This window comes from Cupriavidus numazuensis, from assembly GCF_905397435.1.
Lineage (GTDB): Bacteria > Pseudomonadota > Gammaproteobacteria > Burkholderiales > Burkholderiaceae > Cupriavidus > Cupriavidus numazuensis.
Map to the genome: position 1 here is coordinate 26381 of NZ_CAJPVI010000045.1, position 26429 is coordinate 52809.

Consider the following 26429-nt stretch of genomic DNA (forward strand, 5'->3'; position numbering starts at 1 on the left):
GGTACAGACGGTGCTGGCGACTCGCTTACATTCGATGGAAGGGGTCGTGCAGCGCCCCGAGCATCATGTCGACCAGTCCGGTATCACCCATGCGTGCGCCCCAGCGGGCCGCCGAAGTCACGTACGGCGCACGGCTCATACTTTCGGCGCCGCCAGCGATTGCGACGTCTGCATCGCCGAGAAGGATGCTCTGAGCGGCGCTGATAACGGCCTGAAGCCCTGAGTCGCACAGCCGGTTGACGTTCACGGCCGGCGTGTTGATGGAGACGCCGCCGTTTACCGCAGCGACACGGCCCAGATACATGTCTTTCGGCTCGGTTTGGATAACGGTGCCAAAGACGACGTGGCCAACATCGTCGCCAGAAGCCTGCGCGCGGGCCAAGGCCTCGCGGACGACGATTGCACCTAGTTCAGTCGGAGGGAGATCCTTCAGGCTGCCACCAAAGGTTCCAATTGCGGTACGAACCCCGCTTACTACCACGACTTCGCGCGTCATACTTTTTCTCCAGTACATCAATTTTCGCCGCACAAATCATGGCTGGCGGCGAAGCAAAAAGAGGATTACTTCGTAGGGGGAATGAGCTACTGCTCCAGCGGTGTTACAGGTTATAGACGTAGGCCCCACGTCCTGTCTTGCGCCCGAGATATCCCGCCGCCACCATCTCACGCAGCAGCATGGCGGGACGATACTTTGGATCTGCAAATTCTCGGTACAACACTTCCAACACGGCTAGAAGAGTATCGAGCCCAATCATGTCCCCCAATGCCAGCGGACCGATTGGATGGTTGCATCCCAGTTTCATGCCCTCGTCGATTTCCTCAGGGGAAGCAAGGCCTTCTCCAAGGACGCAGAAGGCTTCGTTGATCATTGGGCAAAGAATGCGGTTGACGACGAAGCCGGGGTTGTTCTGTACAGTGATTGGGTACTTGCCCAGCACCCTTGCTAGAGCCTCTACCGCTGCGTGGGTAGCATTGCTGGTTTGCAGCCCGCGGATTATCTCCACGAGGGTCATCAGCGGAACCGGGTTAAAGAAGTGCATCCCGATAAAGCGGTCCGGGCGGGAGACTGTCGAGGCGAGCTTTGTAATAGAGATCGACGACGTGTTTGATGCCACGATGACGTCTTCGTCAACGATGCTGTCAATCTGCTTAAGGATCTTTACCTTGAGGTCCTGGTTCTCCGTGGCGGCCTCGATGACGATGTCGACCGCTTTGAGGTCCTCGTACACGGCGCTGCCCTTGATGCGTGTCAGCGCATCTGTCTTCTGTCCCTCGGTGAGCTTCTCTTTCTTGATCAACCGATCCAGGCTCGCCTCTACTGTGGCCAAGCCCTTTTGGACTGCGGTGGTGCTTAGATCAATCATCACAACGTTTAGACCGGCCTGCGCACAAGCCTGCGCGATGCCATTGCCCATGGTGCCGGCACCCACGATGCCCACTGTCTTAATTGCCATTTGTTGAACGCCTATAAAGTTTGTAGAAAATTCGATGAGATTGCTTTGAGAGGAGCAAGGCCGCATGGCGGGGTTGCTCCAAGACATATCGCGTAGCCACAAAGAAGGAGTTTGCCTTTGTCTGGGTTAGGCGACATGTGTTCTTGTGCTGAGGGGCGCTCGCAACACGTGTGGCGGGCTTGGCCTCTGAGCCAAGATACTGCTGGTTTCAGACATCTAATATTGCTCAGCCGTGCCGCAACGGCGCCGTAGCCGTGTGTGCCCGAATCAGGCGACCGTCGAAAGCTCTACGCTCGGCTCCCGCCCGCGCGCTTTCGTCTGCGCACGCGGGTAAGCGACGAGGAAAGCAGGGCGGGCCGCCACGCCGCCGAATGGGTGGCCAAACGCGACGGCGAGAGGCAAGCCGGGGGCAGATGCCCCCCCAAGAATGCCGATCTCAAAACTTGACGCCCGTGCGAGGATGTACAAGGCACGATGTTGTAGCACTCAATCTCAAAACGCATACCGTATTGTTGGCAAGTCTTGAGGTTGTACTCGATGTCTGCGAACGTGCTACGAAAGAATCGTCCGCGCGGGCCCTTCCAAGTATGGCACTTCATGTGCACGTGTCAGCTTTCGTGTGCTCTATAGAATGGTCGTCGCTGGGGTAGGTTCCAACAAGGTGGAATTCGGTCAGCATCCCGGTGATTTCGCGTCACCGAGCGATTGGTCAGTGGCAGGCCCTTTTTTCATGTTTGCGAAGGGCAGCATTCAGCGTCGGAAGCGACTTTCTCGTACTCTTGGCGATCCAGCTAAGGCGTGCAGACGCCTTGTGATCGCGGGAGATCTCGCCGTGGCGTTTGCCGTGGCAACTGCGCCATCGGCGGACCTTGTTGCCTTCCAGGTCTTGCGGGTCTGGAAGGTGAATTGATGAGCCCCATCTGTTCGTTCGGGTGACGCACGAGGCCTATTTTTGAGAGTGACCGCGTCAACCACGGCCTTCCGTGCGCGCAACACCGACCCAAAGAGTTGGGAGCATTGAAGTTGCTTTTTTTGTGGTGTCGCGCTCAACGACTTGGCCTGATGAGCCAGATTGCACCAGATTCACGCTCGTAGTACTAAGCGACAGTCTGGCGGGATGCCTTCCGGTCAGGATGACCTTTTCATGGCGCCATGGCGATGCGGATCTTTAGCGCCAGAAAACGAAGCTTGATAGGTTCAAAGAGGTTTGTGCGGCCCATACTATCCCTTCTTTAATGCCAGCTAAGAAAGCTGGGAAACGACTTGAGGTTGTTGGAGAAACTCAATCAACAACCGTGATGTCTGTTCGGGCTTTTCCTGTTGTATCCAGTGGCCAGCGTCGGGAATCAATGTCTTCTTCCAGAGCCTCGGTACGTTGATCTCGAGGGTTTCGTACTCCATCTTCGCCATGCGGATGACTCCATCCAACTCGCCTGCAGCGAACATCGTTGGTTGCCCAATCCGTGCGCCGTCAAGGAACGCCGTCAGAGACCAGTTTCTGTCAATGTTCCTGTACCAGTTGATCGGCCCGGCGAAACCGCCGCGCGTAAACTGGTCGACAAACGTATCGAGGTCCTCGTCGCTAAGCCATGTCGGCAGGCCGTCGGGAAGCGCGAGGTTGTCAACGAAGCGTGTCGACTTCTCAAAGGTAATGAATCCTTTACGCCTATGTTCTGGATGCAGTCGGGACGCAGCGCTACCGGTGTACAGAATGCCAAGCAGAGCGCGACGCATGTCGGCTTCGATTTCTGATTCGATACGTCCGAAGACTTGGAAATACTCTTGGTAGAAATGCCGCTCCTGTGTGAGTGTGTGGAACTGCGCAGATGGTCGTATTCTTCGACGTGGCATGTAGGGGACGCTTAACAGCGCCAAGGCACGAAACATGTCAGGTCGAAGAAGGCTCGCCATAGCCGCAAGCATCGAACCCCAGTCATGCCCAACGAGGATGGCGTGCTCCTCCCCGAGGGCATTGACCAATCCAACCAGGTCGGCGGCCAAGGTGAGAATGTCATACGCTTCGACTGGCACGGGTTTTTCGGTGTCTCCGTAACCTCTTAGGTCCGGCGCGACAACACGGAAGCCAGCATTTGCCAGGGCGGGGATTTGGTGCCGCCAGGAGTACCAGGATTCCGGCCATCCATGGCAAAGCAACACCAGGGGGCCTTCTCCTTGCTCCACGTAGTGCATCCGAATCCCGTTGGTGAATGTGTAACTGTGTTGCCACTCCTCAGCCATCGCCTTGTCTCCTCGGTTTCATTTCAACTAGACTATATGGTCTAGTTGATTCTGCGGCAAAGAAGCATGGCATCAGTGAATACCCCTACGCTATGAAAGCGTCCTTCAGGTGGCATTCTAGAAGAGCAAGACGGCCTTACTTCATACATGAGTATGTCTTACTAGACGTATCGGTCTAGTGCAGATAAGCTTGCCCTCTTCATTACTGAGAGAACTGGGAGACGAAATGCTGGGTGTCGTTGCACAAATCACTGTGAAGCAAGGAGCTGAGGCACAGTTCGAAGAACTGGCTAACCAAATGGTCCAGGCGTCGCGCCAAGAAGAGGGGTGCCTGGAGTACGGTCTTTGGCGGACGGAGGTCGCAGGCCAGTACGCCTTCGTGGAGCGCTATAAGGATGAGGCGGCCGTCGAGGCGCACCGGAAGTCCGATCACTTTCGTCAAATCGGCCGTGCAATGGGAGCCTTCATGGAAGGCGCGCCCACCGTCCTGCGCTTGACGGCGGTCTGAAACCTAGCTTTGTGAGACCCGCTTCATGCGGGTCTCAGGCGCAAGCGGGCGAAGTAGCGCTGACATTACGGCCGATATGCTTTGCATCGCCTGTATGCGCCGCTGCGCGAGGTCCAAGATTAGAGCACCCTGGATTGTGGCAAGAATTGTGTCGGCAAGCTGGCCCGGCGGCAAGTCATCGCGAATAGTGCCTGCATGCTGTCCGCGGGCGATAACTTGCTCAACCGAGGTCTGCCAGTTGCCCAGCATGGTGCTGATAAGAGACCCGAATGCTTCGGAAGTGTTTGCAAGCTCAAGGGATAGCTTGCCAATCAGGCATCCGCGCTTGCACCCAGTCCGGGTAAAGTCGCTGACTAGCTCGTCCAGATATCCAGTGAGCATCTCATACTCATCCATGTCCGGCGCGCTGAACCATCTTTTGCGACGCTGCTGTTGCTTCTCGTAATAGAGCTGAAGCACGGCCAAGGCAAATGCTTCTTTTGAGCCAAAGTGGTGATAGAAGGAACCCTTTGGTACCCCTGCTTCGACGAGGACTGTGTCCACGCTCGTACCGGCGAAACCATGCGCGTAGAACTGCTTGAACCCCTGTTTTAGAAGGCGCTCTTTATGTGTGGGTGCGCGCGGAGCTGGATGATTTGACATAACGCTCAAGGATGCGGATTCTGGCGAGGGCAGTCTAGCACGAGGGTGTCGGCTGGCGAGCTATGCGCTCCGCGGAAATCGTTCTAGCCTCCTACTGGTTTTCCCCTTGTCTGTCAGATTTTTCCTTATCTGCGGGCACCTACTCCATGACGTAGAAACCGTCGATATAGTCGAAGTCAGTCGAATTGTATTTTGAAGGACTATCCGATGCCAAATGCATGCGAGCAGCTCAGCCGGGTCTCGCTGATAAGGTCTGGAAACGGGCGATACACAGGGCACGTGGCCGGCGAAGGCAATGGGACCGAGCCATGTGCTTTAGCGGCCGCTATGCTGTCGGCTGTGCTCGACCTCAGTGGGCCAGACGTCTTACCGGTATCTATAACCACTTACTTGCTGGCTGACTTACGGCCGGGTCCTTGCGAAGTTGCTATCAAGTGGGTCCGTGGCAACGGCAGCCTGCAGTGCTGGCAGGCAGAATTTCGTCAGGAATCTCCGGTGGCATCGAGCCAGATTGTATTGACGAGCGACTTGCCATCATCCTCATACGTTCCCTCAGCTTCGGGTATTGCTAACTCGGGGAGGGGCGATGCCACGATGCCCGTGGACTCGCCATTCTCGGATATGGCAAGGGCTCTTACTGTGTCACCTCGAGACTTGACGGGGGAAGACTGCGCGCCCTGTTCAGTGGCGATTCGGTTCCACGTAGACAACGAAGACTCCCACGCTGCTTCCTCGCTTGCTATCGAATATGAAGCGGCGCGATCATGCGGTGAGGTTTTGACCAGGGATGTGCGCCTGGTAGGCCCAACAGGACTTGCTGCGGCAGCTACCTACGCGTTTCTCCGAAGCCCGCGATGAGCAGCCAAGTCGAAACAAATGGCGTGGTCGTGACGCTCGGTGACATCAGGCAAAAGAAGGCTGGCAGGCCTCCAGGCTCCGCCATTCGGAGGTCTGACCGTCGTCGTTTCTTGGAGGTTGGCACGGCACTGGTCCGGAGCAACGGTCTAAGACAACTCACTATTGGCGAATTGTGTGGCCGCGTTGGGGTAGCAAAAAGCACCTTCTATATTCGCTTCTCTTCGAGGGAAGAGCTTCTGGAGACAGTGCTACACGAGTATTTGTCCTCGCTCCTCCGCGATGCGAAAGCAGCGGCTCGACTTGTACCGCGAGGAGTGCTACGGCTCATCAGAATGATCGAGGTGTGGGTTCAACACTACGTGCTGAAGCATGGCGGATGCCTGCTGTTAAGCAGCAGTGTCGAGTATGCGGGCGTGGCTGACGACAAGACGCGCGTTATCGTAGTAGAGATGGTGCGCACCTGGCGAGCCCTCCTGGCTGGCCAGATTCAGGATGCCATTCAAACCGGCGAACTTCTGTCCAACGTAGACGATGAACAGTTGCTGTTCGAGATTTTCAGCGTCGTCCTTGGGGTTCAGCATGACTGCAGATTCCTAGGGGAGCCGATTGGATTTCGAGCAGCAATGTTGTACTCGATATTCAAGCGGCACGGTGCCGAGTTGCCCCCCGGAACACCGGCACTGCTCCGTTGTGAGAACGGCTAGTCAATAAGCTTGTGGCGCAGAGCGTACTGCACCAGTTCCGCGTTAGTCCCGACGCCAATCTTCTTGAGAATCCGAGAACGATAGGTACTGACCGTTTTGACGCTGAGGAAGAACTGCCTGCCGATTTCAGTCAAGCGGACCCCCTGGACGATTAGACGCATGATTTCGTACTCGCGGGAGGAGAGATCCCTGTGCGGTAACTGCCCGTTCACGCGGTCCAGGTTATACATGACGCGCTCCGCCACCTGAGGCGAGAAGTAGCGCTTACCCTGTACGACTTTTCGGATAGACGCTACAAGCTCAACAGCGTCCATGTCCTTCGTGACATAGCCACTCGCACCCGCTTCGAACGCGCGAACGGCATACTGTTCGGCAGGGTACATGCTGAGTACGACGATAGGCAGCAAAGGCTTCTCGCTGCGGATGGAAGGGATGAGGTCTAGGCCACTGCGACCGGGCATGCTGATGTCGAGCACGAGAACGTCAAATTCATGCGTGCGAATGGCCGTGAGCGCATCGGGCCCGTTGCACGCTTCCGCGACAACTGAGAAGCCACCTTCGTCCATCAGGAGCCTCTTGAGGCCCTCGCGGAAGATGGTGTGGTCATCAACCAAGGCAATCCGAATCATTCCAGCTCCATAGGGGTGTCGTCTACGACAGTCGTTGGGATGCGAACCGAAACCCTCACGCCACCGGCGCGGCCAGGTCCAATCTCCGCAGTACCTTTCAGGTCACGAGCTCTTTCTCGCATTCCGAGTAATCCCAGATGGGCACCCTTAGACCGAACCGACGCAATGCCAACGCCGTTGTCCACCACATCCAAAGCGATGACGCTGGCGTTCCACTTAAGCGTCACGTCAACGGCGGAAGCATTAGCGTGGCGCGCGATGTTCGTCATTGCTTCTTGGAAGATTCGGTATAACCCGAGCTCCCGGGATTCGCTGATGGGGAGCGGTGCGCGGTCGCAATCGAAGCTGCATGCGATTCCATAGCGGGCCTCGAACTGGTTCAAGTCCTGAGCGAGCGCATCCTGAAGCCCTAAATGGTCCAAAGCGCCTGGCCGAAGCCCCTCGGCTATGCGCCGTACGGCTTCGATAGATTCCTGGACTAAGTCCAACAGCTGCTGTGTGGTCTCTTTCGCTGTGCCGGCGTTCGCGGGCAGCGGATCCTCTCCGCGCTCCTGCCGCTCCAGGCGTCGGCCAAGGCGCGAGATGTCGAATTTGATGGTGGTGAGCATCCCACCCACAACGTCATGAAGCTCTTGGGCGACAGTTGAACGTTCGCGCTCTCGCACTGAGTTCAGCCGCATCATTAGCTCGCGTAGTTGAGTACGTGACTTGCTTAATTCTTCCTGTTTCTGGATACGGTCAGTGACATCAAGACCCACTCCAACGATGGCAGGCTTTCCCCGGTACTGAACTGTGTTGCCGTGGATCTCAACATAGCCACGAGACCCATCGGGGCGCTTCGTGTGCAAGACGAACGGGCCAGGCCGCTCACCGCGGATTCGCCTGTGATACTGCTCCATTAGTGCATCGACTTGATGCGGCGCAGCAAGATTTGCGACCAGCTCTCCGGTCATGAGGCTTCGCGGCACGTGGCACATGGCAGCGAACGTTTCGTTCACGTACTGCAGCCGTCCATCCTGAAGGATGTAGATGCCGGCTACGGACTGCTCGACGATCCCCTTGAAAGGAATCTCGTAGTCGTTCAAGAACTCTTCCATCTCATCCATCTGGCTTTACCTGCGGTCTCCGGTGCCTCGTAGCGGCACTTGCCTTGGATTACAGCAGAACGCCGCCCGGGACACAACGGCATATCAGAAAACGCTGACAAGCCGCGCGGGGAATTCTGACAAGCCCTGCCAGAGCTCACATGCCAGACTCCACTCAACAAATTCACACAAACATCAAGGGGACAAAATGAGTGGTAACTACATTCCGCCGCTACGCGATATGCAGTTTGTGCTGCACGAGTTGCTCGACATGGAGGGCGTGCTGGCACGGCATTGCGCCGACAAGGCGATCGACCGCGAAACGGCCCACCAGGTGCTGGATGGTGCCGGGCGGTTTTGCGCGGAAGTTCTGGCGCCACTCAATTCCGTTGGCGACCAGCATGGTTGCGAATACAACGCCGGGGATGTCAAAACAGCCCCTGGCTTCCGTGAGGCGTTCAACCGCTACGCTTCTGATGGATGGAGTGGCCTGGTGTGTGACGTCGAGGACGGCGGACAGGGCCTGCCGCACATCATGGGAACAGTAGTCAGCGAAATGCTGGCTTCGAGCAATTCTGCATGGTCCCTGTACCCGAAGCTTTCGGAAGGTGCGTATCGCTGCATCCGAGCCAACGGTACCGACTGGCAGAAGGATACGTTCCTCACACCGTTGGCAACGGGAGAATGGACTGGGACGATGTGTCTGACTGAGCCACATTGCGGCACTGACCTCGGTCTGTTGCGAACTCGTGCGGTACCAAACGTCGATGGTTCGTTCGCGATTACCGGAACGAAGATCTTCATCTCGTCAGGAGAACACGATCTAGCGCCAAACATCATTCACCTCGTCCTGGCCCGGTTGCCAGATGCACCTGCGGGCGTGCGAGGCATCTCTCTGTTCATCGTTCCCAAGTTTCTTCTCGACGACGCCGGTAAGCTTGCGGCGCGCAACGGCGTCCAATGTGGCTCCCTGGAACGCAAGATGGGTATTCATGGCAATGCCACCTGCGTAATGAATTTCGAGGCGGCGACGGGATACCTTATCGGTGAGGCGGGCAAGGGACTAGCAGCGATGTTCGTCATGATGAATGGCGCTCGGCTGGGAACCGGTACGCAGGCGCTGGGCCTGTCGGAGACTGCCTACCAGCGCGCGCTTCGCTACTCGCAAGAGCGGTTGCAGAGCCGCTCCCCCGCGACCCCTGCCAGTTCGACCGGCCCGGATCCAATCCTGTCGTTGCCCGATGTGCGTCGCATGCTGTTGACGCAACGCGCGCTCGTGGAGGGCGGTCGTGCGTTCGCGTATTGGCTGGCGCTGCAAATCGACATTCACCAACACAGCGCGGATGCGCAAACTTCGCGGGATGCGGAGGGCTTGCTCGCGCTCCTGACGCCGGTCGCAAAGGCGTTTCTGTCTGACAACGGGGTAGATGTCACCAGTCTGGGGATGCAAGTGCATGGCGGTGCGGGGTTCATTACGGAAACCGGCGCGGAGCAATTGCTGCGCGATGCTCGCATTCTCCCAATCTACGAAGGCACCAATGGAGTTCAGGCAAACGACCTGGTCGGCCGGAAGGTCTTGGCCGATGAGGGGTTGCAGATTCGTAGACTGCTCACAATCGTGCGAGAGACCGCCACTGAGTGTCTCGCTCGGGACGGCAGCGCCGAGAGCAAGGTCGATGACATGGGACGTGCCATCGCGGAGCTCTGCGATGACGTCGAGGCAGCGACCCAGTTCATTCTCGACTCGGCCCAACTTGACCCATGCCAGCCCGGGACATCGTCCGCCGCTTACCTGCGCTTGATTGGCCACCTGATGTTTGCGCACTTCTGGGCTAGAGCGGCCCTGGTAGCAACGACAAAGGCCGCGGACAGCTTCTATGCGGGAAAGTTGGTTACCGCCCAGTTCTACTTCGCAAGTCTTCTCCCGGAATCGCGCTCATTGTTGCCGAGGATTCGACTGGAATCGTCAGCTGTAATGAACCCGCTGGCCTTCGCAGCATAAGCCCAGGATAGGGCCCGACGGTTCCGCGTAGCGGTTCGTCATTTGGAGCGAGACACGATGAGACAGCAAGCTGGCTACTGGGTTGACGCCGATTTATCGACCCTTGCGAAAATCCGCGCATTTGACGCTATACCGCTACCGGACAGGAAGCTTCCGACGAGCGTCTACGAGATGCTGGCGGATGCATGCGTGCACAGTCCAGACAAAATCGCCATTCACTACTTCTCCGACGCGCAGCGTTGCTACGCCACCGGTCAAGCGGTGACCTACGGAACGCTTTGGCGTCGCATCAACCAGACCGCAAACCTCTTCCATAGTTTGGGTGTCGGTCCGGAGGACGTTGTGGCCTTGCTTGCACCCGTAGTACCGCAGGCGCTGTACACGATGTGGGGGGCTCAGGCCGCCGGCATCGTTATGCCAATCAACTGGATGCTGGAACCGGGCATCATCGCCCAGTTGCTACGAGCGGCCGAGGCGAAAGTATTGGTGGCGTATGCGGGTGACGACTTGGTCAACACGTGGCCGAAGGTTCAGGCCGTGGTGGATCTCTTGCCCGCTTTGCAGGCAGTCGTCGTGATTTCGGATGCGACATCGGTGGCCTTGCCGTCAGACTTACCATCATCGGCGCGCGTCATCGCCTATGAGGACGTCATCGAGTCTTTCGATGGAGAGGGGTTGGCGTTCTCCCGCAATTTCGCAGGCTCCGACACCGCTGCGCTTTTTCACACGGGCGGAACGACCGGTGTGCCTAAGCTGGCGCGCCATACCCATGCCGGACAGGTGTTCATGACCTGGTCAACGGCAGTGAGCCATCGTGCTACAGCAGACGATGTGCGCTGCTGCGGACTCCCGCTGTTTCACGTATCGGGAGCGCTGCTTACCTGCCTACTTCCAATCGCGAGAGGCTCGTCGATTGTATTGATGACTTCTGCGGGCTGGCGGCATCCGTCTGCAATCCCAAATTTCTGGGATGTTGTGGAGACCTACGGTATTACCGGTGCGATGCTGGTACCTGCAGTCGTCGGGCAACTACTCTCCGTGCCGATTGGTGCCGCCGATATCTCGTCCCTGACAGGCGTCAGTTCGGGCTCTGCGCCGCTCTCACCCCATATCGCGGACTCATTCGAAGCACTGACGGGAATTAAGATTCGTGAGGGCTATGGGATGACCGAGACGACTGCCGTCACGGTTGTCAATCCTCTCGAGGGATGCATCAAGACTGGCTCGGTCGGTCTTCCCATTCCATACCAGCATGTTCGTGTGGTACGGCAGCAGCGATTGGATTCGGCGGCGGTTGATTGTGATGTCGACGAGCCGGGCCTCCTGCTCGTGCGTGGGCCCGGACTTTTTCCAGGATATCTGGACGAAAAAGCCAATGCGCGCGTCTTGGTCGATGGCGATTGGCTCGACACCGGAGACCTCGCCTACCTCGACTCGGATGGATACCTTTGGATTACCGGCAGAGCGAAGGACCTGATTATCCGTGGTGGCCACAACATCGACCCAAGAATCGTCGAGGAGGCAATCTATGCGCACCAGGATGTACTGGAGGCGGCTGTAGTCGCTGCGCCGGACGAAAAGGCGGGTGAGGTGCCGTTCGCGTACATCTCTCTGAAGCCGACCGCGAGGAGCACCGGCGAAGAGATTCTTGCCCAATCTGTGAGTCGCATTCCCGAGCGCGCAGCCATTCCCAAGGTCTGTTACGTCTTGCCGACGCTTCCAAAGACCGCCGTGGGGAAAGTGCAAAAGAATGTGCTGCGCGCGGATGCTGCGGAGCGCGTCATGAGCTTGGCAATTGCGCAGGCGGAGCTGGGGCCTGTAGTCGGCCTTCGAGTCGAGGACCGTGGAGCAGCAGGGATTGTCTGCATCGTGGAGCTCATGCTACTGACAGACCAAAGCCACGACGAGTTGAGCAAGAAAGTCCGTTCTGTGCTGGGAGCATTTCCCATCCAGCTTCTGATTCTCCCCTCTCCCGGCGCCTGAGTAAGACGCTGCGCGAGAGAGAAACCCACGAAATTCACCATGAAACACATTCAAGCGAAGTACGAGGACGGCGTCCTGACACTGTCGATGACCCGGGCAGAAAAGAAGAATGCCCTTACGCAGGAGATGTACCTGACGTTGGCGCTGGCGCTGGAAGACGCTGGTCAAGACGACAGCGTACGCGTTGTGGTACTGCGGGGAACGCCGACGGTATTCAGCAGCGGGAACGACATTCAGGACTTCGCTGACGATGGCTCCGGAAAAGAAAAGCTCGCCTCGGTCCGGTTCATGAAGGCCGTGACGTCCCTGCAAAAGCCCATGGTTGCCGCCGTCTGCGGCTATGCAGTTGGTATCGGTGCGACCGTCTTGCTCCATTGCGACTACGTGGTGGCATCGGAAGACGCTCGCATTCGGTTCCCATTCGTAGACCTGGGACTGTGCCCGGAGTTCGGCTCCACGCTCTTGCTTCCAGCCCTGGTTGGGCAACAGAAGGCAAGTGAGTGGATGCTCCTTGGCTCGTTCGTCTTGGCAGGGGAAGCACAGAAGGCGGGGTTGGCAAACCGCGTGCTACCGAACGACATGGTGTTCGAGGAGGCAGAGTCCATTGCACGCGCGCTCGCCAAGAAGCCCCCCGCGGCCCTGGCCGCTACCCGGCAATTGCTGAAGGCTGCGTCGCGAGAACTGGTCGAGGCAAGGATTCAGAAGGAGCGCGACATTTTTCAGACGTTGCGGAGTACAGAAGACGCTCAATCCATCTTCAATAGCTTTCTTTCCCGCGCGCGCTGAGCAACCCACCGTTTAGCCAAGCGCTCGGTCATCCCATCACCCGGAGTTCTTAGTCATGAGTACCGAATACCAGGTCACCGACGGCGTAGCCGTCATCTTGCTCGCGAATCCGCCTGTCAATGGACTCGGCTATTCCACCCGCGTTGGAATCGTCGACAGCATCGACCGTGCTGTCAAAGACCCCGAGGTCAAGGGCATTGTCCTGTCAGGATCGGGCAAGGCATTCTCAGGCGGCGCTGATATGCGTGAGTTCAACACTCCGGAGGCGCGCCGCGACCCGGGTCTGAATACCGTACTCGCCGCGATTGAGGATTGCCCCAAGCCCGTTGTGGCTGCCATCCATTCTGTTGCCATGGGCGGGGGCCTGGAGCTGGCCCTGGCCTGCCACTACCGCGTAGCGGTTCCCGGCGCACAGATTGCGCTGTCGGAGGTGCGTATGGGGCTGCTTCCTGGCGCAGGCGGCACGCAGCGCCTGCCGCGAATCATTGGGCTGGAACGCGCCACCAACATGATTGTCACTGGCGCCTCGGTGAAATCGGAAGCGCTAAAGGACAGCGGACTCTTCGACCGCTTCTTCGATGATGAACTTCTCGCTAACGCCGCGACCTTCGCCCGCGAAGTTGCAAGCCGACCCGGTCCGTATCCTCGCATTCGCGACCGACGCGTCGAGCATCCGAACCCCGAGGCATTCCTCGAGTTCGTGCGCACCTCCGTCGTGGCGAAGCAGCCGCAATACCCGGCGCCACAGCACGCGCTCCAGGCTGTTCATGCAGCCGTGTTCCAGAAGTTCGACGAAGGCCTGGCCCAGGAACGCCGCAGCTTTCTGGAGTTGATGGAAGGCAGCGTCTCTAAGTCGTTGCGCCATGCCTTCTTCGCAGAGCGCACCGCGCAGAAGATTGACGACCTGCCGAACGGCACGGCCCTGCGCACCATCGATAAGGTGGCCGTACTGGGCGGTGGCCTGATGGGCACAGGCATTGCAATGTGCTTCCTGAACGCCGGATTCCCGGTGAAGCTGTCGGAAACCAGTGATGAACTGGCTGCCAAGGCTGTGGGAACGATTCGCCGCAGCTACGAGGCGACAGTCAAGAAGGGCAAACTGTCCCAGGACGTGGCCGAAAAGCGCATGGCGTTGCTTCAGGCGGTCGTCGGCCTGAAGAATATCGGCGACACGGATTTGGTGGTGGAGGCAGTCTTCGAAGACATGGACCTCAAAAAGACGTTGTTCCGAGAACTCGACGCGGTGATGAAAAAGGGAGCAATCCTTGCCAGCAACACGTCTACGCTGGACCTCGACGCGATCGCGGACGTCGTATCGCGCCCTGCTGATGTGGTGGGCTTGCATTTCTTCAGCCCGGCTAATGTGATGCGTCTTCTGGAAGTCGTTCGCTGCGCGAAGACGGCTCCGGACGTTTTGGCTACCTCCATGCAAATTGCCAAACGCATCGGAAAGGTTGCAGTCGTATCCGGCGTGTGCGACGGCTTCATCGGCAACCGAATGATTGCGAAGTACGGCCAGCAGGCGCAACTGCTCGTTCAGCAAGGTGCCTATCCCGAAGAAGTTGACCGTGCAATGGAGTCGTTCGGCATGGCGATGGGTCCCTTCCGGATGAGCGACTTGGCTGGCAACGACATTAGCTGGGCAATTCGAAAGCGTCGTTATGCGGAGAACCCGTCCGCTCCCCGCTCGGAGGTAGCAGACCGACTGTGCGAAGCCGGACGCTTTGGTCAAAAGACCGGCGCAGGCTGGTACGACTACAAGGCCGATGAGCGCAAGCCCATTCCTGCGCAGGCCGTCAAGGAGTTGCTGGAAACCTACTGGGCTGAGAAGGGCGTTACCCGCCGCAAATATTCCCAGGACGAAATCGTCCAGCGACTCATCTTCGCCCTTGTGGACGAAGGTGCGCGGATTCTCGAAGAGGGGATTGCAGCCAGGGCATCGGATATCGACTTGGTTTACTTGAATGGCTACGGCTTCCCCACCTGGCGCGGCGGTCCTATGTTCTACGCCGACACCGTTGGCCTTTACAGCGTGGCTCGCGCGATGGAGCAAGGTGGCCAAGCTCCCGCTGCGCTTATTCAGAGCCTGGTAGCCGAAGGCGGCAGCTTCATTTCCTGATATCCCATCAATAGCGAGTCTCATCATGAAAGAAGCAGTTATCGTTTCCGTGGCACGTACTGGCCTGGCCAAGAGCTGGAAAGGAGCGTTCAACAGCACGCACGGAGCGTCGCTGGGTGCCCATTCGGTCAAGCATGCGGTACAGCGCGCTGGGGTCGACCCTGACGCAGTAGAAGACGTAATTATGGGCAGTGCGCTGCTTGAGGGCACGACCGGCGGAAACATCGCACGGAGTATCGCGCTTACCGCGGGCCTCCCCGTCCATGTTCCAGGTGTGTCCGTCAATCGCTTCTGTGCATCAGGTCTGCAGACCGTGGCGATGGCATCGCAGCGCATCCTGACCGGCGAAGGCGATGTGATTGTCGCAGGCGGCGTGGAGAGCATCTCTTGCGTGCAACCGCACGTGAATCGCTTCATGGCCCAGGACCCCGCCCTCAAGGCTGCCAAGCCGGAGGCGTACTGGAACATGATGCAAACCGCTGAGCAGGTGGCCAAGCGCTACGGCATTTCACGCGAGAGGCAGGACGAGTACGGCGTACAGAGCCAGCTCCGGGCCGCAGCTGCACGACAGGCCGGCCGGTTCGATGCGGAAATTGTGCCGATGACCACTTCGATGTCGGTCTACGACCCGGCGCTCGGCGGCTTCGCGACCCGCGAGGTCACCATCTCGGCTGACGAGGGCATCCGGGCCGACACCACTATGGAAGGTGTGGCGAAGATTCGTTCGGCCGTGCCCGGTGGGGTCGTGACAGCGGGCAACGCGAGCCAGTTCTCGGATGGCTCTGCCGCAGTTGTGGTCATGGACGGACAGTATGCGGAGCGACATGGTCACACGCCGCTCGGCGTGTTCCGCGGTTTTGCTGTCGCCGGCTGCGAACCCGACGAAATGGGTGTCGGTCCCGTCTTCGCGGTGCCGAAGCTGCTGAAGCGCGCGGGCCTTAGTGTCGACGATATCGGCCTGTGGGAACTGAACGAAGCTTTCGCCGTACAGGTGCTCTACTGCGCCGAGAAGCTGGGCATTCCCCTCGACAAACTCAACGTAGACGGTGGTGCAATTGCAGTCGGCCATCCGTACGGCGTCTCGGGTACCAGGCTGGTTGGCCACGCGCTGATTGAGGGCAAGCGCCGTGGTGTCAAGTACGTGGTCGTCACCATGTGCGTCGGCGGCGGCCAGGGCGCTGCCGGTCTGTTTGAAGTGTTGTGATGCACGGCGAGATGCGCCGAGCAGCAATCCATTAAGCGTCATCTAGGAGAAGAGACATGGGCAGCATCAAGAAAGCGTTGGACCTGACTGGCAAGACGGCACTCATCACGGGTGGCTCAAGCGGTCTTGGCCTGCAGGTTGCGGAAGTGCTCGGCGAGCAAGGCGCCAAGGTTCTGATTACGGGGCGCAAGGCAGATGCCCTCGAGTCGGCTCAGGCTCATCTGCGTCAGCTCGGTATCGAGGCCGACTGGGTGGTTGCCGACAACCAGAAGGAGTCGGACATCACCAAGCTGGTCGACGAAGCGCTGGCTCGCCTGGGTCGCGTCGACATCCTCGTCAACAATGCCGGCGCAACGTGGGGTGCACCCGCCGCCGAGCATCCTGTGGAAGCGTGGGACAAGGTATTGAACCTGAACGTTCGCAGCGTCTTCCTGTTGACTCAGCAGATTGGAAAGCGCTCGATGATTCCAAATCGCTACGGTCGAATCATCAACCTGGCATCGATTGCGGGACTAAAGGGTAATGGCCCCAACTCCATGGGGACTCTCGCCTACAACACCAGCAAGGGCGCGGTGGTCAATTTTACCCGAGGTCTGGCCGGCGAGTGGGGCCCGTTCGGCATCACTGTCAATGCACTGGCCCCTGGCTTCTTCCCCTCGAAGATGACTCGTGGGACGCTCGAGAAGGTGGGTGCGGACAAGTTGTCGGAGCGCGCGCCACTCCAACGCATCGGCGACGAGGATGACCTGAAGGGCGCAGCCCTGTTGTTCGCCAGCGATGCGGGCAAACACATTACTGGCCAGATTCTGGCCGTCGACGGCGGCCTCACCGCAGTCTGACGCATTTCACACCACGATAACTTGGAGAACAGAATGAGCAACGAACAAGGCGATGTGAAAATGACCATTGACGGCCACGTGGCCATCATTTCCGTCGACAACGTCGCAAAAAAGAATGCCATCACCCCGGAGATCATGGAAAAGCTCTGGGACCACTTGACTACGTTTGAGAATGACCCGAACCTGTGGGTCGCCGTGTTGGCGCCGGAAGGTGAACACACCACGGCAGGTCTTGATATGCCAAAGTTCTTTGGCCCGACTGCGACCGCCCGACCGGTTCCGAACGACAAGGTGGACCCGTTTGGCCTGCGCAAGCGCTCCACGAAGCCTATTATTTCCGTGGTTCAAGGCATCACCTACACCATCGGTATCGAGATGATGCTCGCCGGCGACATCGTGATTGCAGCCGATACGGCTCGCTTTTGCCAGATGGAATCCCGTCGTGGCATCGCGCCGCTGGGTGGCGCCCACTTCCGGTACCTCACGCGTACTGGCTGGGGCAATGCGATGTACCACCTCTTCCTGTGCGATGAGTTTGACGCGAAGCGGGCCCTCGAAATTGGCTTTGTCCAGGAAGTCCATCCGTTCGGCAAGCACCGCGAGCGTGCTATCGAACTGGCGCACCTCATCTGCAAGAACGCTCCTATCGGCCTGCGCGCAGCTAAGGAAGCTGCTCTGACGTACACCGAACAGGGCGAGAAGGCGGCAATCGACTGCATTCCGCGCATTCGCGACACGGTTTTTGCCACGGAAGACTTCAAGGAAGGTATGCGGTCTTTCGCGGAGCGTCGTGCCGCGAATTTCCAGGGCCGTTGACCGGAGCCAGCCATGAAGGAGATTGCGTCTCTTGACGCGTTGAAGGCTTTGGTTGGGCAGGACGTAGGCAGTAGCGAATGGATTGAAATCTCGCAGAATGACGTCAATCAATTCGCTCAGGCTACCGGTGACCATCAGTGGATTCACACTGACCCGGAACGCGCTAGGAAGGAGTCCCCATTCGGCGGCCCGGTCGCTCATGGGTTCCTGACTCTGTCCCTGCTTCCGGCATTGATGGCCAAGACCGTCAGGGTAAATGGAGTTCGCATGGGGGTGAACTACGGGCTCAATCGCGTTCGCTTCACGGCGCCGGTGCCGGTGGGCGCAGCAGTCCGCCTTCACGCCAAGCTGGTTTCGGTCGAAGCCCCAGACTCCTCGGTCGCCACCCTCACATGGGCTGTCACGATGGAGGCACGTGGCGCGGCCAAACCGGTTTGTGTGGCTGAGACGCTGAGTCGACTGTACTTCTGACGAGGGGTGGGCACTCGGCGTCTGACAATGTCTCTCCTGTGTAACCCAACTTACGGGTCACAGCTTTTCCCCGCGCAGAGTCGCGGGGATTCTTTTGTCCGCCATCAGTAGAGAGAAGGAGGAGACTGGGATGGACAGATGTAGGCAACTTACGGAAGACAAGCGAGTTCGACGGACCTTGGAGCTTCTGGGGGAACGATGGACTCTCCTTCTTCTGGGCGAAGCCCTCTTGGGACGCACTCGTTTCGACGAGTTTCAGCAATCGCTGGGAATGGCCCCAAGCACGCTTGCCGTTCGACTGAGATTGTTGGTCGAAATGGGATTGCTCGAACGCCGCGGAGTGCGTTGCAACAGACTCACATACCACCTGACAGAATCAGGCGCAGCCATGAGACCTTGCTTTGACATGCTGGCTCAGTGGGCAAATCAGTGGATGACCCTACCAGACGTTCTATCCGTACCGGCAAACGGTAGACCGGCCAATGACCATGAAACGAGAGGAGAGTTTGATGAAGCAATCTGATAATTCCCCAGCAGAGCAAGGGAGCAAGAACGACGACGGCGTAAGTGCTCGCGATGCTCTCGTGACCTCATGGCTGCACCACTTCGGCGTCGAATACCTGCAGGAGTTGGACCTGGGCACCTTGGAGATGCTGGGGCAACTTATACGGGACGGTTGTACTCCCCCCACTCGCGCGTGATGAAGCACTTCTGAAAGTCAAAAGAGGAAACTATGAAGACACGTATCACAGAATTGTTCGGAATCGAATATCCCATCATCCAAGGCGGCATGCATTATGTCGGCTTTGCCGAGCTTGCGTCGGCTGTATCGAACGCGGGTGCGTTGGGCTTCATTACGGGGCTCACACAAAAGACGCCCGACGATCTGGCGCGAGAGATTGCGCGATGCCGCGACATGACGGACAAGCCGTTCGGGGTCAATCTGACGTTCCTGCCGACGTTCTCCGAGCCGCCATACGCCGAATACATCGATGCTATCAAGCAAGGGGGAGTTCGAATCGTCGAGACCGCGGGCCGCAATCCCAAGCAGTACATGAGCCTTTTGAAGGAGGCCGGAATCAAGGTCATTCATAAATGCACGTCGGTGCGCCACGCGCTCAAGGCGCAGGAGATTGGATGCGACGCCGTCAGTGTTGACGGCTTCGAATGCGGCGGGCATCCCGGCGAGGATGACATTCCGAACTCTGTGTTGCTGCCCTTGGCAGCTGAGGCGCTGACGGTTCCGTTTGTGGCTTCAGGCGGCATGGCTGATGGTCGAGGCCTGGTTGCGGCCCTGGCACTGGGTGCTGACGGTATCAACATGGGTACTCGCTTCATCGCTACCAAGGAAGCACCGGTGCACCAGAACGTCAAGGATGCCATTGTCGCTGCGACTGAGTTGGATACGCGACTCGTCATGCGGCCGCTTCGGAACACTGAGCGCGTGCTGACAAATGCTGGCGTTGAACGCCTTTTAGAGATTGAGGCTGAGAAGGGCGAAAGCCTGCAAATCACTGATATTCTCGACCAGGTCGCGGGTGTCTATCCAAAGGTTATGATCCACGGAGAGATGGACGCCGGCGCCTGGAGTTGCGGGATGGTCGCCGGGCTCATCCGTGATGTGCCGAGCGTAGGCGAACTGGTTCGCAGGATTGCAGATGAAGCGAATGACATTGTCAAAAAGCGACTGGGCAGCATGATTACCGCTTGAGCGCGATTAGACTCAGCGTTCGTTGGATGGGCACGCAGATGCCCACCCAATCCAACTCTTGAGGAGCTATTGCACGATCGTGATGTCGTAGGGGATGGTAAATGCGCTGAGCGCGTGGCGAATGGCTGCCGTTTCGGACTGCTGCGCGGGTGTAGCCCGTAGTGATACGCGACACCGGACGCCAGCGCTGCCCTGGTCATAGGCTTCGACCCTTTCAAGGGATGCGATACCTAGCCCCTGGACAATACGGGCATACTCCCGTTGCGTGGCATCCACGCGTAGCGCGGCCTTATTCACCTTGCCGAGTGACGTTTTGGGCAGTTCGTCGACCAGGAAGTAGTGCTTTGGCACCGCCGCGCGCTCTGGGATGTTCGCTGCGCCGAATTGGAGCAGCTGTTCGGCACCGACCTTCGCGTCTGCCTTCACCACGACATAAGCGCCCGGCATCTCTCCTGCATAGGCATCCGGCACGCCGATGGCCGCCACTTCGATAACGTCGGGGTGCTTGAAGAACGCTTCCTCAATCATGCGAGGGTCGATGTTGTGCCCTCCACGGATAATTAGGTCCTTGGCCCGGCCCGTAATCCACAGATAGCCGTCTTCATCGATGTAGCCGAGGTCCCCGGTGTCGAGCCACTTTCCGACGAGGAATACCTGCCCATTGGCGGCGGCGTCCAAATAGCCGTCAAAAACGGCCGGACCCTCGATTACGATGCTTCCCGCCTCGTTAGGCGCACAATCGCTAAAGGACCTGGTTTTAGCATCAATGCGCACGGCTTTGATGCTCTGATATGGGAATGGGAGCCCAGCGGAGCCAGTCTTCTTGACCCCAAAACGAGGGTTGGATGTCGTGACAGACGTGGATTCCGTCATCCCATAGGTTTCGAGGAGCGGAATGCCCACCTTCGCCTTGAAACCTTCAGCAACGTGCGCGGAGAGCGGGGCCGTCCCTGTGCTGGCCACACGGAGACTGCTGATATCGGCGGCTCCAATCGGCAGCCTCAGCAACTGATTGATGATGGTCGGTACGAGTGCGGCTGCGGAAATGCGGAAGGCTTCCACAGTGTTCCAAAAATTGGATACAGCCGTGGGGTGGCGCCAGCCAATCGACGTCATGAGCACCAGCGTTGCGCCTCTCACCAGAGTATGCAAGCAGCCAGCGAGGGCGCCGCCAACGTGGAAGACGGGCAGCCCGGTACTGCGAACGTCCTCCGCTTTGGTTCCATAGACCATCCCATAGGCCCAGGTGCTGAAGACTTCGGCACGGTGCGTTTGCGGCGCGAGCTTCGGTGTTCCCGTGGTCCCGCCCGTGTGAAAGAGTGCAGCAACATCCGTCCCTTGGATCTGCCTGCCGCTGGCGAGGTGGTCGTCGGGAAACTGCTCGATGACGGCTTCAAAATCAATTACCGGTACACCGTGGAGCTCCTGAACTGCCGGGCGCCGACCGCCGACGCTCACCACTGCCTTGATGTTCGGCAGGGATGGCAGCATCTCGGATACCTTGGGCCAGAGGTCGATATGCTCGTCGCCGCCATACACGGCCAGAACGCGAGCCTCGGCGGAGCCAATCATGTGTTCCAGGATGTTCGAATCGAGCATCCAGTTGACTGGATTGATGATGCCTGCAGCCTGGCCACCCCAGAGTAAGAATTGCGATTCCGTTACAGTAGGGACCAGCAGAGAGACGACGTCAGTCTTGCCAATGCCGAGGGACGACAGCAGATTGGCTGTCTGGTTGACCCGACGCCAAAGCTGTCGGTACGTTGTCGCTTCAGCATTTTCCGGAGTGTCGCACCCAGTGTGCATGTACCAGATGGCGACCTTATCGGGGTCAATCGCGCAGCCATCGCGGAGCATCTGATATGTCGTTTCAGGCAAGCGGCGCTCGGTGAGCGGGATTTCTTCGTACGCTCGAATCTTCTCACGGGAAGAGAGGTCGGCTTCAGACCAGTAAGTATTGGATTGAGGTTGCATGGCCACCTCACATCTCAGGCTTGTAGCCAATGCGATTGACAAAGCTTGACCACTTCGCTTGGTCCTCTCGAACCCTCTTCGAGAATGATGCAATCTGAGTAGTTTCAGGCTCCATGAGACCGAGTTCCTTCACCTTGCTGAGATATTCCGGCGAATTGACGGCGCGACGAGCGAGCGCCTCAAGTCGGCCGGCCAGCGCAGGGGCGAGACCAGCCGGAGCATACAAGCCGAAGTTGCCATTAAATTGCTCCATCTCTGGGTAGCCGAGTTCACGGAATGTAGGAACGTTCGGAGCGAGGGGCGAACGCTCTGTGCCAGCTGTGGCCAGCGCCAAGAGCTTTCCTGACTTCACATAGTTCATCGCAGGAAGCAATGCGTCGAACATCACCTGGACTTGGCCGCCGAGGAGATCTTGCATTGCAGGTGCCGAACCTTTGTAGGCGACATGCAGCATATCGATACCGGCAAGCTGGTTCAAGCGAATGCCGGCGAAGTGGCCTTGGGTACCTACGCTATAGGAAGCGAAGGAAAGCTTTCCCGGGTTGGCTTTCGCCCACTTCACGAGCGACGGAAGGTCTTTGGCGGGAATGTTGGGATTGGCGTACATGACCTGGGGCGTTCTTGCCAGTTCCGAGATGGGCAGGAACGCATCGGGCTTGTACGGCACCTTGGTCGTAAAGGGGACTAGGGACACTGTGCTACCAATGGACACCATCAACGTGTAGCCGTCTGGCTTGGCGCGGGCAACTGCGTCGGCTCCGATTGCTCCCGAAGCGCCTGGGCGATTTTCGACAATGAATGGTTGGCCGCTCGCCGATGCGAGGCGCTCAGCAAGCATGCGTGCCATGCTGTCCGTCGCTCCGCCCGGGGGAAGCGGAACTACGATGCGGACGGGCTTGCTGGGGTAACTTTCGGGCGTTTCTGCGCGGGCTTGGCTGGCAAGGAACGCTGCGAGAACGAGGGATCCACTAAGGACGCCTGCGAGGAGCTTGATACGTCGTGACGCTGCCATGTCTATGGTCTCCAAAATTTATAACGACGCATGTCATTTGCATGCGCTCACCGGCAATGATGGGGGACACCGAGCTGACATCGGACTATTCAGACTGAAATGGGAAAATTCCTACACTGAGTCTGCCGTGCAGCATAGAAAGCTGCGGCTGGCTCGGAGAAGTTTTCGGGAGCGATACGTCAGGCCGTCAGTCTTGTTGCTCTCAGCCTTCATCCGCACCGAGTGCGCCCGAAGAGCGGTTCCAGGCGGACAAAATTCTGAGTGATGAAGGCGGCGTCGAGGGAGGTTGCCGGCGGATCTGTCTCTTGTAGACATCCCGCCGAGCATCTACGGTTAGACTACCTGGTGGAACTCGTAGGGAATCGTTAGAGCGCGTAGACGCTGATCTGCATCCTTATCGTCGGGTAGTTGTCCCTTGACGTGAATCTCGACAAGAAAGCCTCGCGCGCCACGGTCAATGGCCTTGATAGTCGAGGCAGACCGCCACGAAGCGTCGCCTAGTGCAGCGGCAAACATCCGTTCGATAGCGTCGACCCTCAACAGATTCTTCTGGATCTTACCCACAGCTGTCTTGGGCATCTGGGGCAGGATGTAGCACTGCTTTGGTACGGCAGCTCGTTCGGGCACATGTGCTGCCGCAAACTGCAACAGATCAGTTGACGAAGCCTCGGCGCCGGGCTTCAGGACGACATAGGCGACGGGAACCTCCCCAGAATGGGCGTCCGGAGCACCAACGACAGCAGCGTCCTGAATTGCTGGATTAGCAAAGAGAGTCTCTTCGACCATCTTGGGGTCAATGTTGTGTCCACCCCTGATAATCAGGTCCTTTGCTCGTCCGGTGATCCAGAGCCAATTGTCTTCATCGAGATATCCTAGGTCTCCGGTGTCGAGCCATTCGCCATCGACCCAATTGGTGGATTGCTCCTGCCCCAGATAACCTGGAGAAACCGCAGGGCCCTTGACGATGATGAGGCCGGCCTCTCCAGGCGCGCAATCGCGGGCGGTAGATTTCTCGGAACCGGGCTGTACGACTCGCACTGATTGATAGGGTAGCCGAATTCCAGAACTCCCCACTTTAACCACGTCCAGGGGGGGCGTTATACAGGTGACGGCGGTCGTCTCGGTAAGCCCATAGCTTTCCCGGATACGATGGCCGGTCATTTGATAGAACGCTTCAGCGACGTTGGTCGAGAGGGGCGCTGTTGAGGAAGCAACATAATTGAGGCAGGAGACATCCGCCGCGCCGATGGGTATCGACAGTACTTGGTTGACCAACGTTGGAACGAGCGTGAGCATGGTAATTCGAAACGAATCAACGATCTTCCAGATGTTGGGAAGTACGGATCGGTGACGAAAGCCGGCTGACGTCATCAACACGATACTCGCGCCGCGAGAAAGCGGCGAGAGGCAACTCGCAATGGCACCAGCGCTGTGGAAGATTGGCACGCCAACAGCACGAACCTCCTCACTGCCGAGTCCGGTCATGTAGCTGCTTGCCCAAATCCAGAAAACCTGGTTTCGATGCAGGTGCTTCGCCAGCTTTGGCACACCAGTTGTGCCGCCTGTGTGAAGCAGTGCGGCAGTGTCATCCGGAGAAAATACTCGGGCGGACACCAAGCGGTCATTTTCCTGCTCTGCGATAGACGACGAGAAATCGATTACCGGCACGGCGCCGATGCTGGTGCGTGGTGTGCCTACGCCGCCAACGCGAATCACCGCTGCCAAAGATGGCAATTCTTTGACAACAAGTTCAATCTTCGGCCAAATTTCGGTGCTCTCGTCTCCCGCATAAGCAATGATTACCCGCGTACCGGCAGCCTTGAACATCTGGACTAAGATGTCCGCCTCTAGCATCCAATTCACCGGATTTACGACGCCTGCCGCTTGCGCACCCCAAAGCGCGTACAGACCTTCAGGAACTGCTGGCATGAGTACAGAGGTCACGTCATCCGTTGTGACTCCCAGTTCGTAGAGAAGGTTGGCAGTTTGCAAAATCTTCTGCCTCATTTCTCCGTAGGTGACCGAGACTGCTGTCTCCTTGGGACGAGTCCCATCGCTGAAAAACTGGATGGCTACTTTGGATGGATCAATGGAGCAGGCGTCCATCAACATTTCGTGGGTAGACGTCGGGAGGTTGCGGGCGGAAAGAGGAGTCTTCTCGAAGCGATTGACGTCTTCTTCGGAGCACAGAACTTCCGAGGTCCAGTAGGCGGGCTGGTGAGATGGCATGCTATTGGTGGTGTTCAAGGGGTTTACTCGCGTTCAATCTTGATTTCGCGGGCGAGACGTTCGAATCGGCCGGACTCGGCCAAGAAGTACTTGGCCGACTGCTCCAAGTCCATAACTGCACCTGCCGAGTTGCCGCGCTCGCCTACCCATTCGCGGTAGGCCGGTGTCGCCACAATCCTGTTTGTTGCCTTTCCGATGATGTCAGCCGTTTCCTTCGGCACCTTCGAGGAAACAAAAAGGCCGGTCCACATTGAATAGTGGAATCCTCGAAGGGCGGGTACCGTGTCGACGGAGGGAACTTCAGGCATTCCCGCGTGCCGTTCTGCGGACATGATGCCAAGCACCTTGATTTTTCCTTCCTTTGCCGCCTGGATGTAGCTTGGGATCAGCGGAAGGAAGGTGATGTCGACTTGGTCCGCCATGAGGTCCTGAATCGCGGGAGCACCGCCTTTGTAGGGTACGTGAGTTGCACGGATGCCCACGCGTTTGGCGAAGTCGGCACCGGCAAGATGAAAGACGGAGCCAACGCCCGTGCTGGCATACGCGAGCGGCTTCGCGTCGGGCCGCTTGGCCTTGTCGACGAGCTCGCTAAGGCTGTTTGCCGGAAAGTGCGGGCGCGCCATAATCGCCAACGCACCAATCGACAACTGCGCCACCATCCTGAAATCTTCTGGCTTGTATCGGACGCTTTGCAAAGTCATTGGGGGCAGCGTCAGTTCATTGGGCGAACCAATCAACATTGTCAACGTTCCAGGGTCCGCGTTTAGCAGGCGTTGGGCCCCGAGAGAGCCGCTGGCACCGCCGAAGTTTTCGACGATGATGGTCTTCGCGAGGCTATTCCCAAGTTCGGGTTGGATGCGGCGCGCAACGATGTCGAATGAACTGCCAGCAGGGTAGGGAACGATTATCGTGGCCAGGTTGCGACCAGGTAGTTGTGCTTGCGCACTTGCACCCGACTGCAGCAGAAGGCTTGTCGTGAAAATCCCGACACACTTCAAAAGTTGTACTATGGTCCTCGAAGTCATGTTGTCTCCACTCGTAGTTGCACATAATGATTTGTGCATCGGTAGAGTGTGAGAGAGGACGACGGTGATGAGATGTCAGAATTGCCTCTGACATTTGTCAGGCTTTTCTGACTTGTTCGGTTGGCAACGGTTCTCTAGGA

The 26429-nt window shown here is 58.1% G+C and carries 23 protein-coding genes and 1 pseudogene; 14 read left to right on the top strand and 10 right to left on the bottom strand.

Annotated elements, in window-relative coordinates; genetic code table 11:
* Nucleotides 1–28: 28 nt before the first annotated feature.
* From KHO41_RS29200 to KHO41_RS29210, 3 genes and pseudogenes are all read right to left on the bottom strand, one after another.
* Nucleotides 29–496 (bottom strand): annotated as a pseudogene (locus KHO41_RS29200) (thiolase family protein); the annotation flags it as partial.
* 103 nt (nt 497–599) lie between these two features.
* The gene (locus KHO41_RS29205) at nt 600–1541 is read right to left on the bottom strand and encodes a 3-hydroxybutyryl-CoA dehydrogenase (RefSeq protein WP_342344483.1); all 942 of its coding nucleotides are present in this window, start codon (nt 1539–1541) and stop codon (nt 600–602) included.
* 1155 nt (nt 1542–2696) lie between these two features.
* Complete coding sequence (locus tag KHO41_RS29210) at nt 2697–3692, bottom strand: alpha/beta fold hydrolase (protein ID WP_211956727.1); 996 nt, start codon at nt 3690–3692, stop codon at nt 2697–2699.
* A 226-nt stretch (nt 3693–3918) separates the two neighbouring features.
* On the opposite strand from KHO41_RS29210, the gene KHO41_RS29215 reads away from it, so the two are divergent.
* The gene (locus tag KHO41_RS29215; protein WP_211956728.1) at nt 3919–4200 is read left to right on the top strand and encodes a putative quinol monooxygenase; all 282 of its coding nucleotides are present in this window, start codon (nt 3919–3921) and stop codon (nt 4198–4200) included.
* A 3-nt stretch (nt 4201–4203) separates the two neighbouring features.
* Here the strand turns inward: KHO41_RS29215 and KHO41_RS29220 are convergent, their stop codons facing one another.
* The gene (locus KHO41_RS29220; protein ID WP_211956729.1) at nt 4204–4842 is read right to left on the bottom strand and encodes a TetR/AcrR family transcriptional regulator; all 639 of its coding nucleotides are present in this window, start codon (nt 4840–4842) and stop codon (nt 4204–4206) included.
* Between the two features lie 327 nt (nt 4843–5169).
* Between KHO41_RS29220 and KHO41_RS41990 the strand changes: the two genes are divergently transcribed.
* Both KHO41_RS41990 and KHO41_RS41995 read left to right on the top strand, forming a co-directional pair.
* Nucleotides 5170–5700, top strand: a complete 531-nt coding sequence (locus KHO41_RS41990; RefSeq protein WP_376989818.1) for a hypothetical protein — start codon at nt 5170–5172, stop codon at nt 5698–5700.
* Nucleotides 5697–6404 (top strand): TetR/AcrR family transcriptional regulator, encoded by a 708-nt coding sequence (locus KHO41_RS41995; RefSeq protein ID WP_211956730.1) that lies wholly within the window; start codon nt 5697–5699, stop codon nt 6402–6404. The genes KHO41_RS41990 and KHO41_RS41995 overlap by 4 nt, the downstream gene beginning before the upstream one ends.
* On the opposite strand, the gene KHO41_RS29230 is transcribed toward KHO41_RS41995, so the two are convergent.
* Nucleotides 6401–7033, bottom strand: coding sequence for a response regulator (locus KHO41_RS29230; RefSeq protein ID WP_211956731.1), 633 nt, complete (start codon nt 7031–7033; stop codon nt 6401–6403). The genes KHO41_RS41995 and KHO41_RS29230 overlap by 4 nt on opposite strands.
* A complete protein-coding gene (locus KHO41_RS29235) occupies nt 7030–8139 on the bottom strand; it encodes a PAS domain-containing sensor histidine kinase (protein ID WP_211956732.1) in 1110 nt (369 codons plus the stop codon). Before KHO41_RS29235 ends, KHO41_RS29230 begins: the two co-directional genes overlap by 4 nt.
* A gap of 187 nt (nt 8140–8326) precedes the next feature.
* Here KHO41_RS29235 and KHO41_RS29240 point away from each other — a divergent pair, with 187 nt between their 5' ends.
* From KHO41_RS29240 to KHO41_RS29290, 11 genes are all read left to right on the top strand, one after another.
* Entirely contained in the window at nt 8327–10120 is a 1794-nt protein-coding gene (locus KHO41_RS29240) for an acyl-CoA dehydrogenase C-terminal domain-containing protein (RefSeq protein WP_211956733.1), read from the top strand.
* A gap of 57 nt (nt 10121–10177) precedes the next feature.
* Entirely contained in the window at nt 10178–12103 is a 1926-nt protein-coding gene (locus tag KHO41_RS29245; RefSeq protein ID WP_211956734.1) for an acyl-CoA synthetase, read from the top strand.
* 39 nt (nt 12104–12142) lie between these two features.
* Nucleotides 12143–12889, top strand: a complete 747-nt coding sequence (locus KHO41_RS29250) for an enoyl-CoA hydratase-related protein (RefSeq protein ID WP_211956735.1) — start codon at nt 12143–12145, stop codon at nt 12887–12889.
* Between the two features lie 55 nt (nt 12890–12944).
* The gene (locus KHO41_RS29255; RefSeq protein ID WP_211956736.1) at nt 12945–15008 is read left to right on the top strand and encodes a 3-hydroxyacyl-CoA dehydrogenase NAD-binding domain-containing protein; all 2064 of its coding nucleotides are present in this window, start codon (nt 12945–12947) and stop codon (nt 15006–15008) included.
* Between the two features lie 25 nt (nt 15009–15033).
* Nucleotides 15034–16212, top strand: coding sequence for an acetyl-CoA C-acyltransferase (locus tag KHO41_RS29260; RefSeq protein ID WP_211956737.1), 1179 nt, complete (start codon nt 15034–15036; stop codon nt 16210–16212).
* A 56-nt stretch (nt 16213–16268) separates the two neighbouring features.
* Complete coding sequence (locus KHO41_RS29265; protein ID WP_211956738.1) at nt 16269–17051, top strand: SDR family oxidoreductase; 783 nt, start codon at nt 16269–16271, stop codon at nt 17049–17051.
* A gap of 33 nt (nt 17052–17084) precedes the next feature.
* A complete protein-coding gene (locus tag KHO41_RS29270; protein ID WP_211956739.1) occupies nt 17085–17867 on the top strand; it encodes a crotonase/enoyl-CoA hydratase family protein in 783 nt (260 codons plus the stop codon).
* Nucleotides 17868–17879: 12 nt separating this feature from the next.
* Entirely contained in the window at nt 17880–18338 is a 459-nt protein-coding gene (locus KHO41_RS29275) for a MaoC family dehydratase (protein WP_211956740.1), read from the top strand.
* A gap of 130 nt (nt 18339–18468) precedes the next feature.
* Nucleotides 18469–18861 carry a winged helix-turn-helix transcriptional regulator gene (locus tag KHO41_RS42000; protein ID WP_211956741.1) on the top strand — a complete coding sequence of 131 codons (393 nt, stop codon included), beginning with the start codon at nt 18469–18471 and terminating at the stop codon, nt 18859–18861.
* Complete coding sequence (locus KHO41_RS29285) at nt 18848–19039, top strand: hypothetical protein (RefSeq protein WP_211956742.1); 192 nt, start codon at nt 18848–18850, stop codon at nt 19037–19039. The genes KHO41_RS42000 and KHO41_RS29285 overlap by 14 nt, the downstream gene beginning before the upstream one ends.
* 32 nt (nt 19040–19071) lie before the next feature.
* Nucleotides 19072–20049 (top strand): NAD(P)H-dependent flavin oxidoreductase, encoded by a 978-nt coding sequence (locus KHO41_RS29290; protein ID WP_211956743.1) that lies wholly within the window; start codon nt 19072–19074, stop codon nt 20047–20049.
* A 66-nt stretch (nt 20050–20115) separates the two neighbouring features.
* Here the strand turns inward: KHO41_RS29290 and KHO41_RS29295 are convergent, their stop codons facing one another.
* The 4 genes from KHO41_RS29295 to KHO41_RS29310 form a co-directional block, all read right to left on the bottom strand.
* A complete protein-coding gene (locus tag KHO41_RS29295) occupies nt 20116–22023 on the bottom strand; it encodes an acyl-CoA synthetase (RefSeq protein ID WP_211956744.1) in 1908 nt (635 codons plus the stop codon).
* A gap of 7 nt (nt 22024–22030) precedes the next feature.
* Nucleotides 22031–22870 (bottom strand): tripartite tricarboxylate transporter substrate binding protein, encoded by an 840-nt coding sequence (locus tag KHO41_RS29300; RefSeq protein WP_211956745.1) that lies wholly within the window; start codon nt 22868–22870, stop codon nt 22031–22033.
* 498 nt (nt 22871–23368) lie between these two features.
* Nucleotides 23369–25282, bottom strand: a complete 1914-nt coding sequence (locus KHO41_RS29305) for an acyl-CoA synthetase (protein ID WP_211956746.1) — start codon at nt 25280–25282, stop codon at nt 23369–23371.
* Nucleotides 25283–25287: 5 nt separating this feature from the next.
* The gene (locus KHO41_RS29310) at nt 25288–26289 is read right to left on the bottom strand and encodes a Bug family tripartite tricarboxylate transporter substrate binding protein (protein WP_211956747.1); all 1002 of its coding nucleotides are present in this window, start codon (nt 26287–26289) and stop codon (nt 25288–25290) included.
* Nucleotides 26290–26429: the final 140 nt, after the last annotated feature.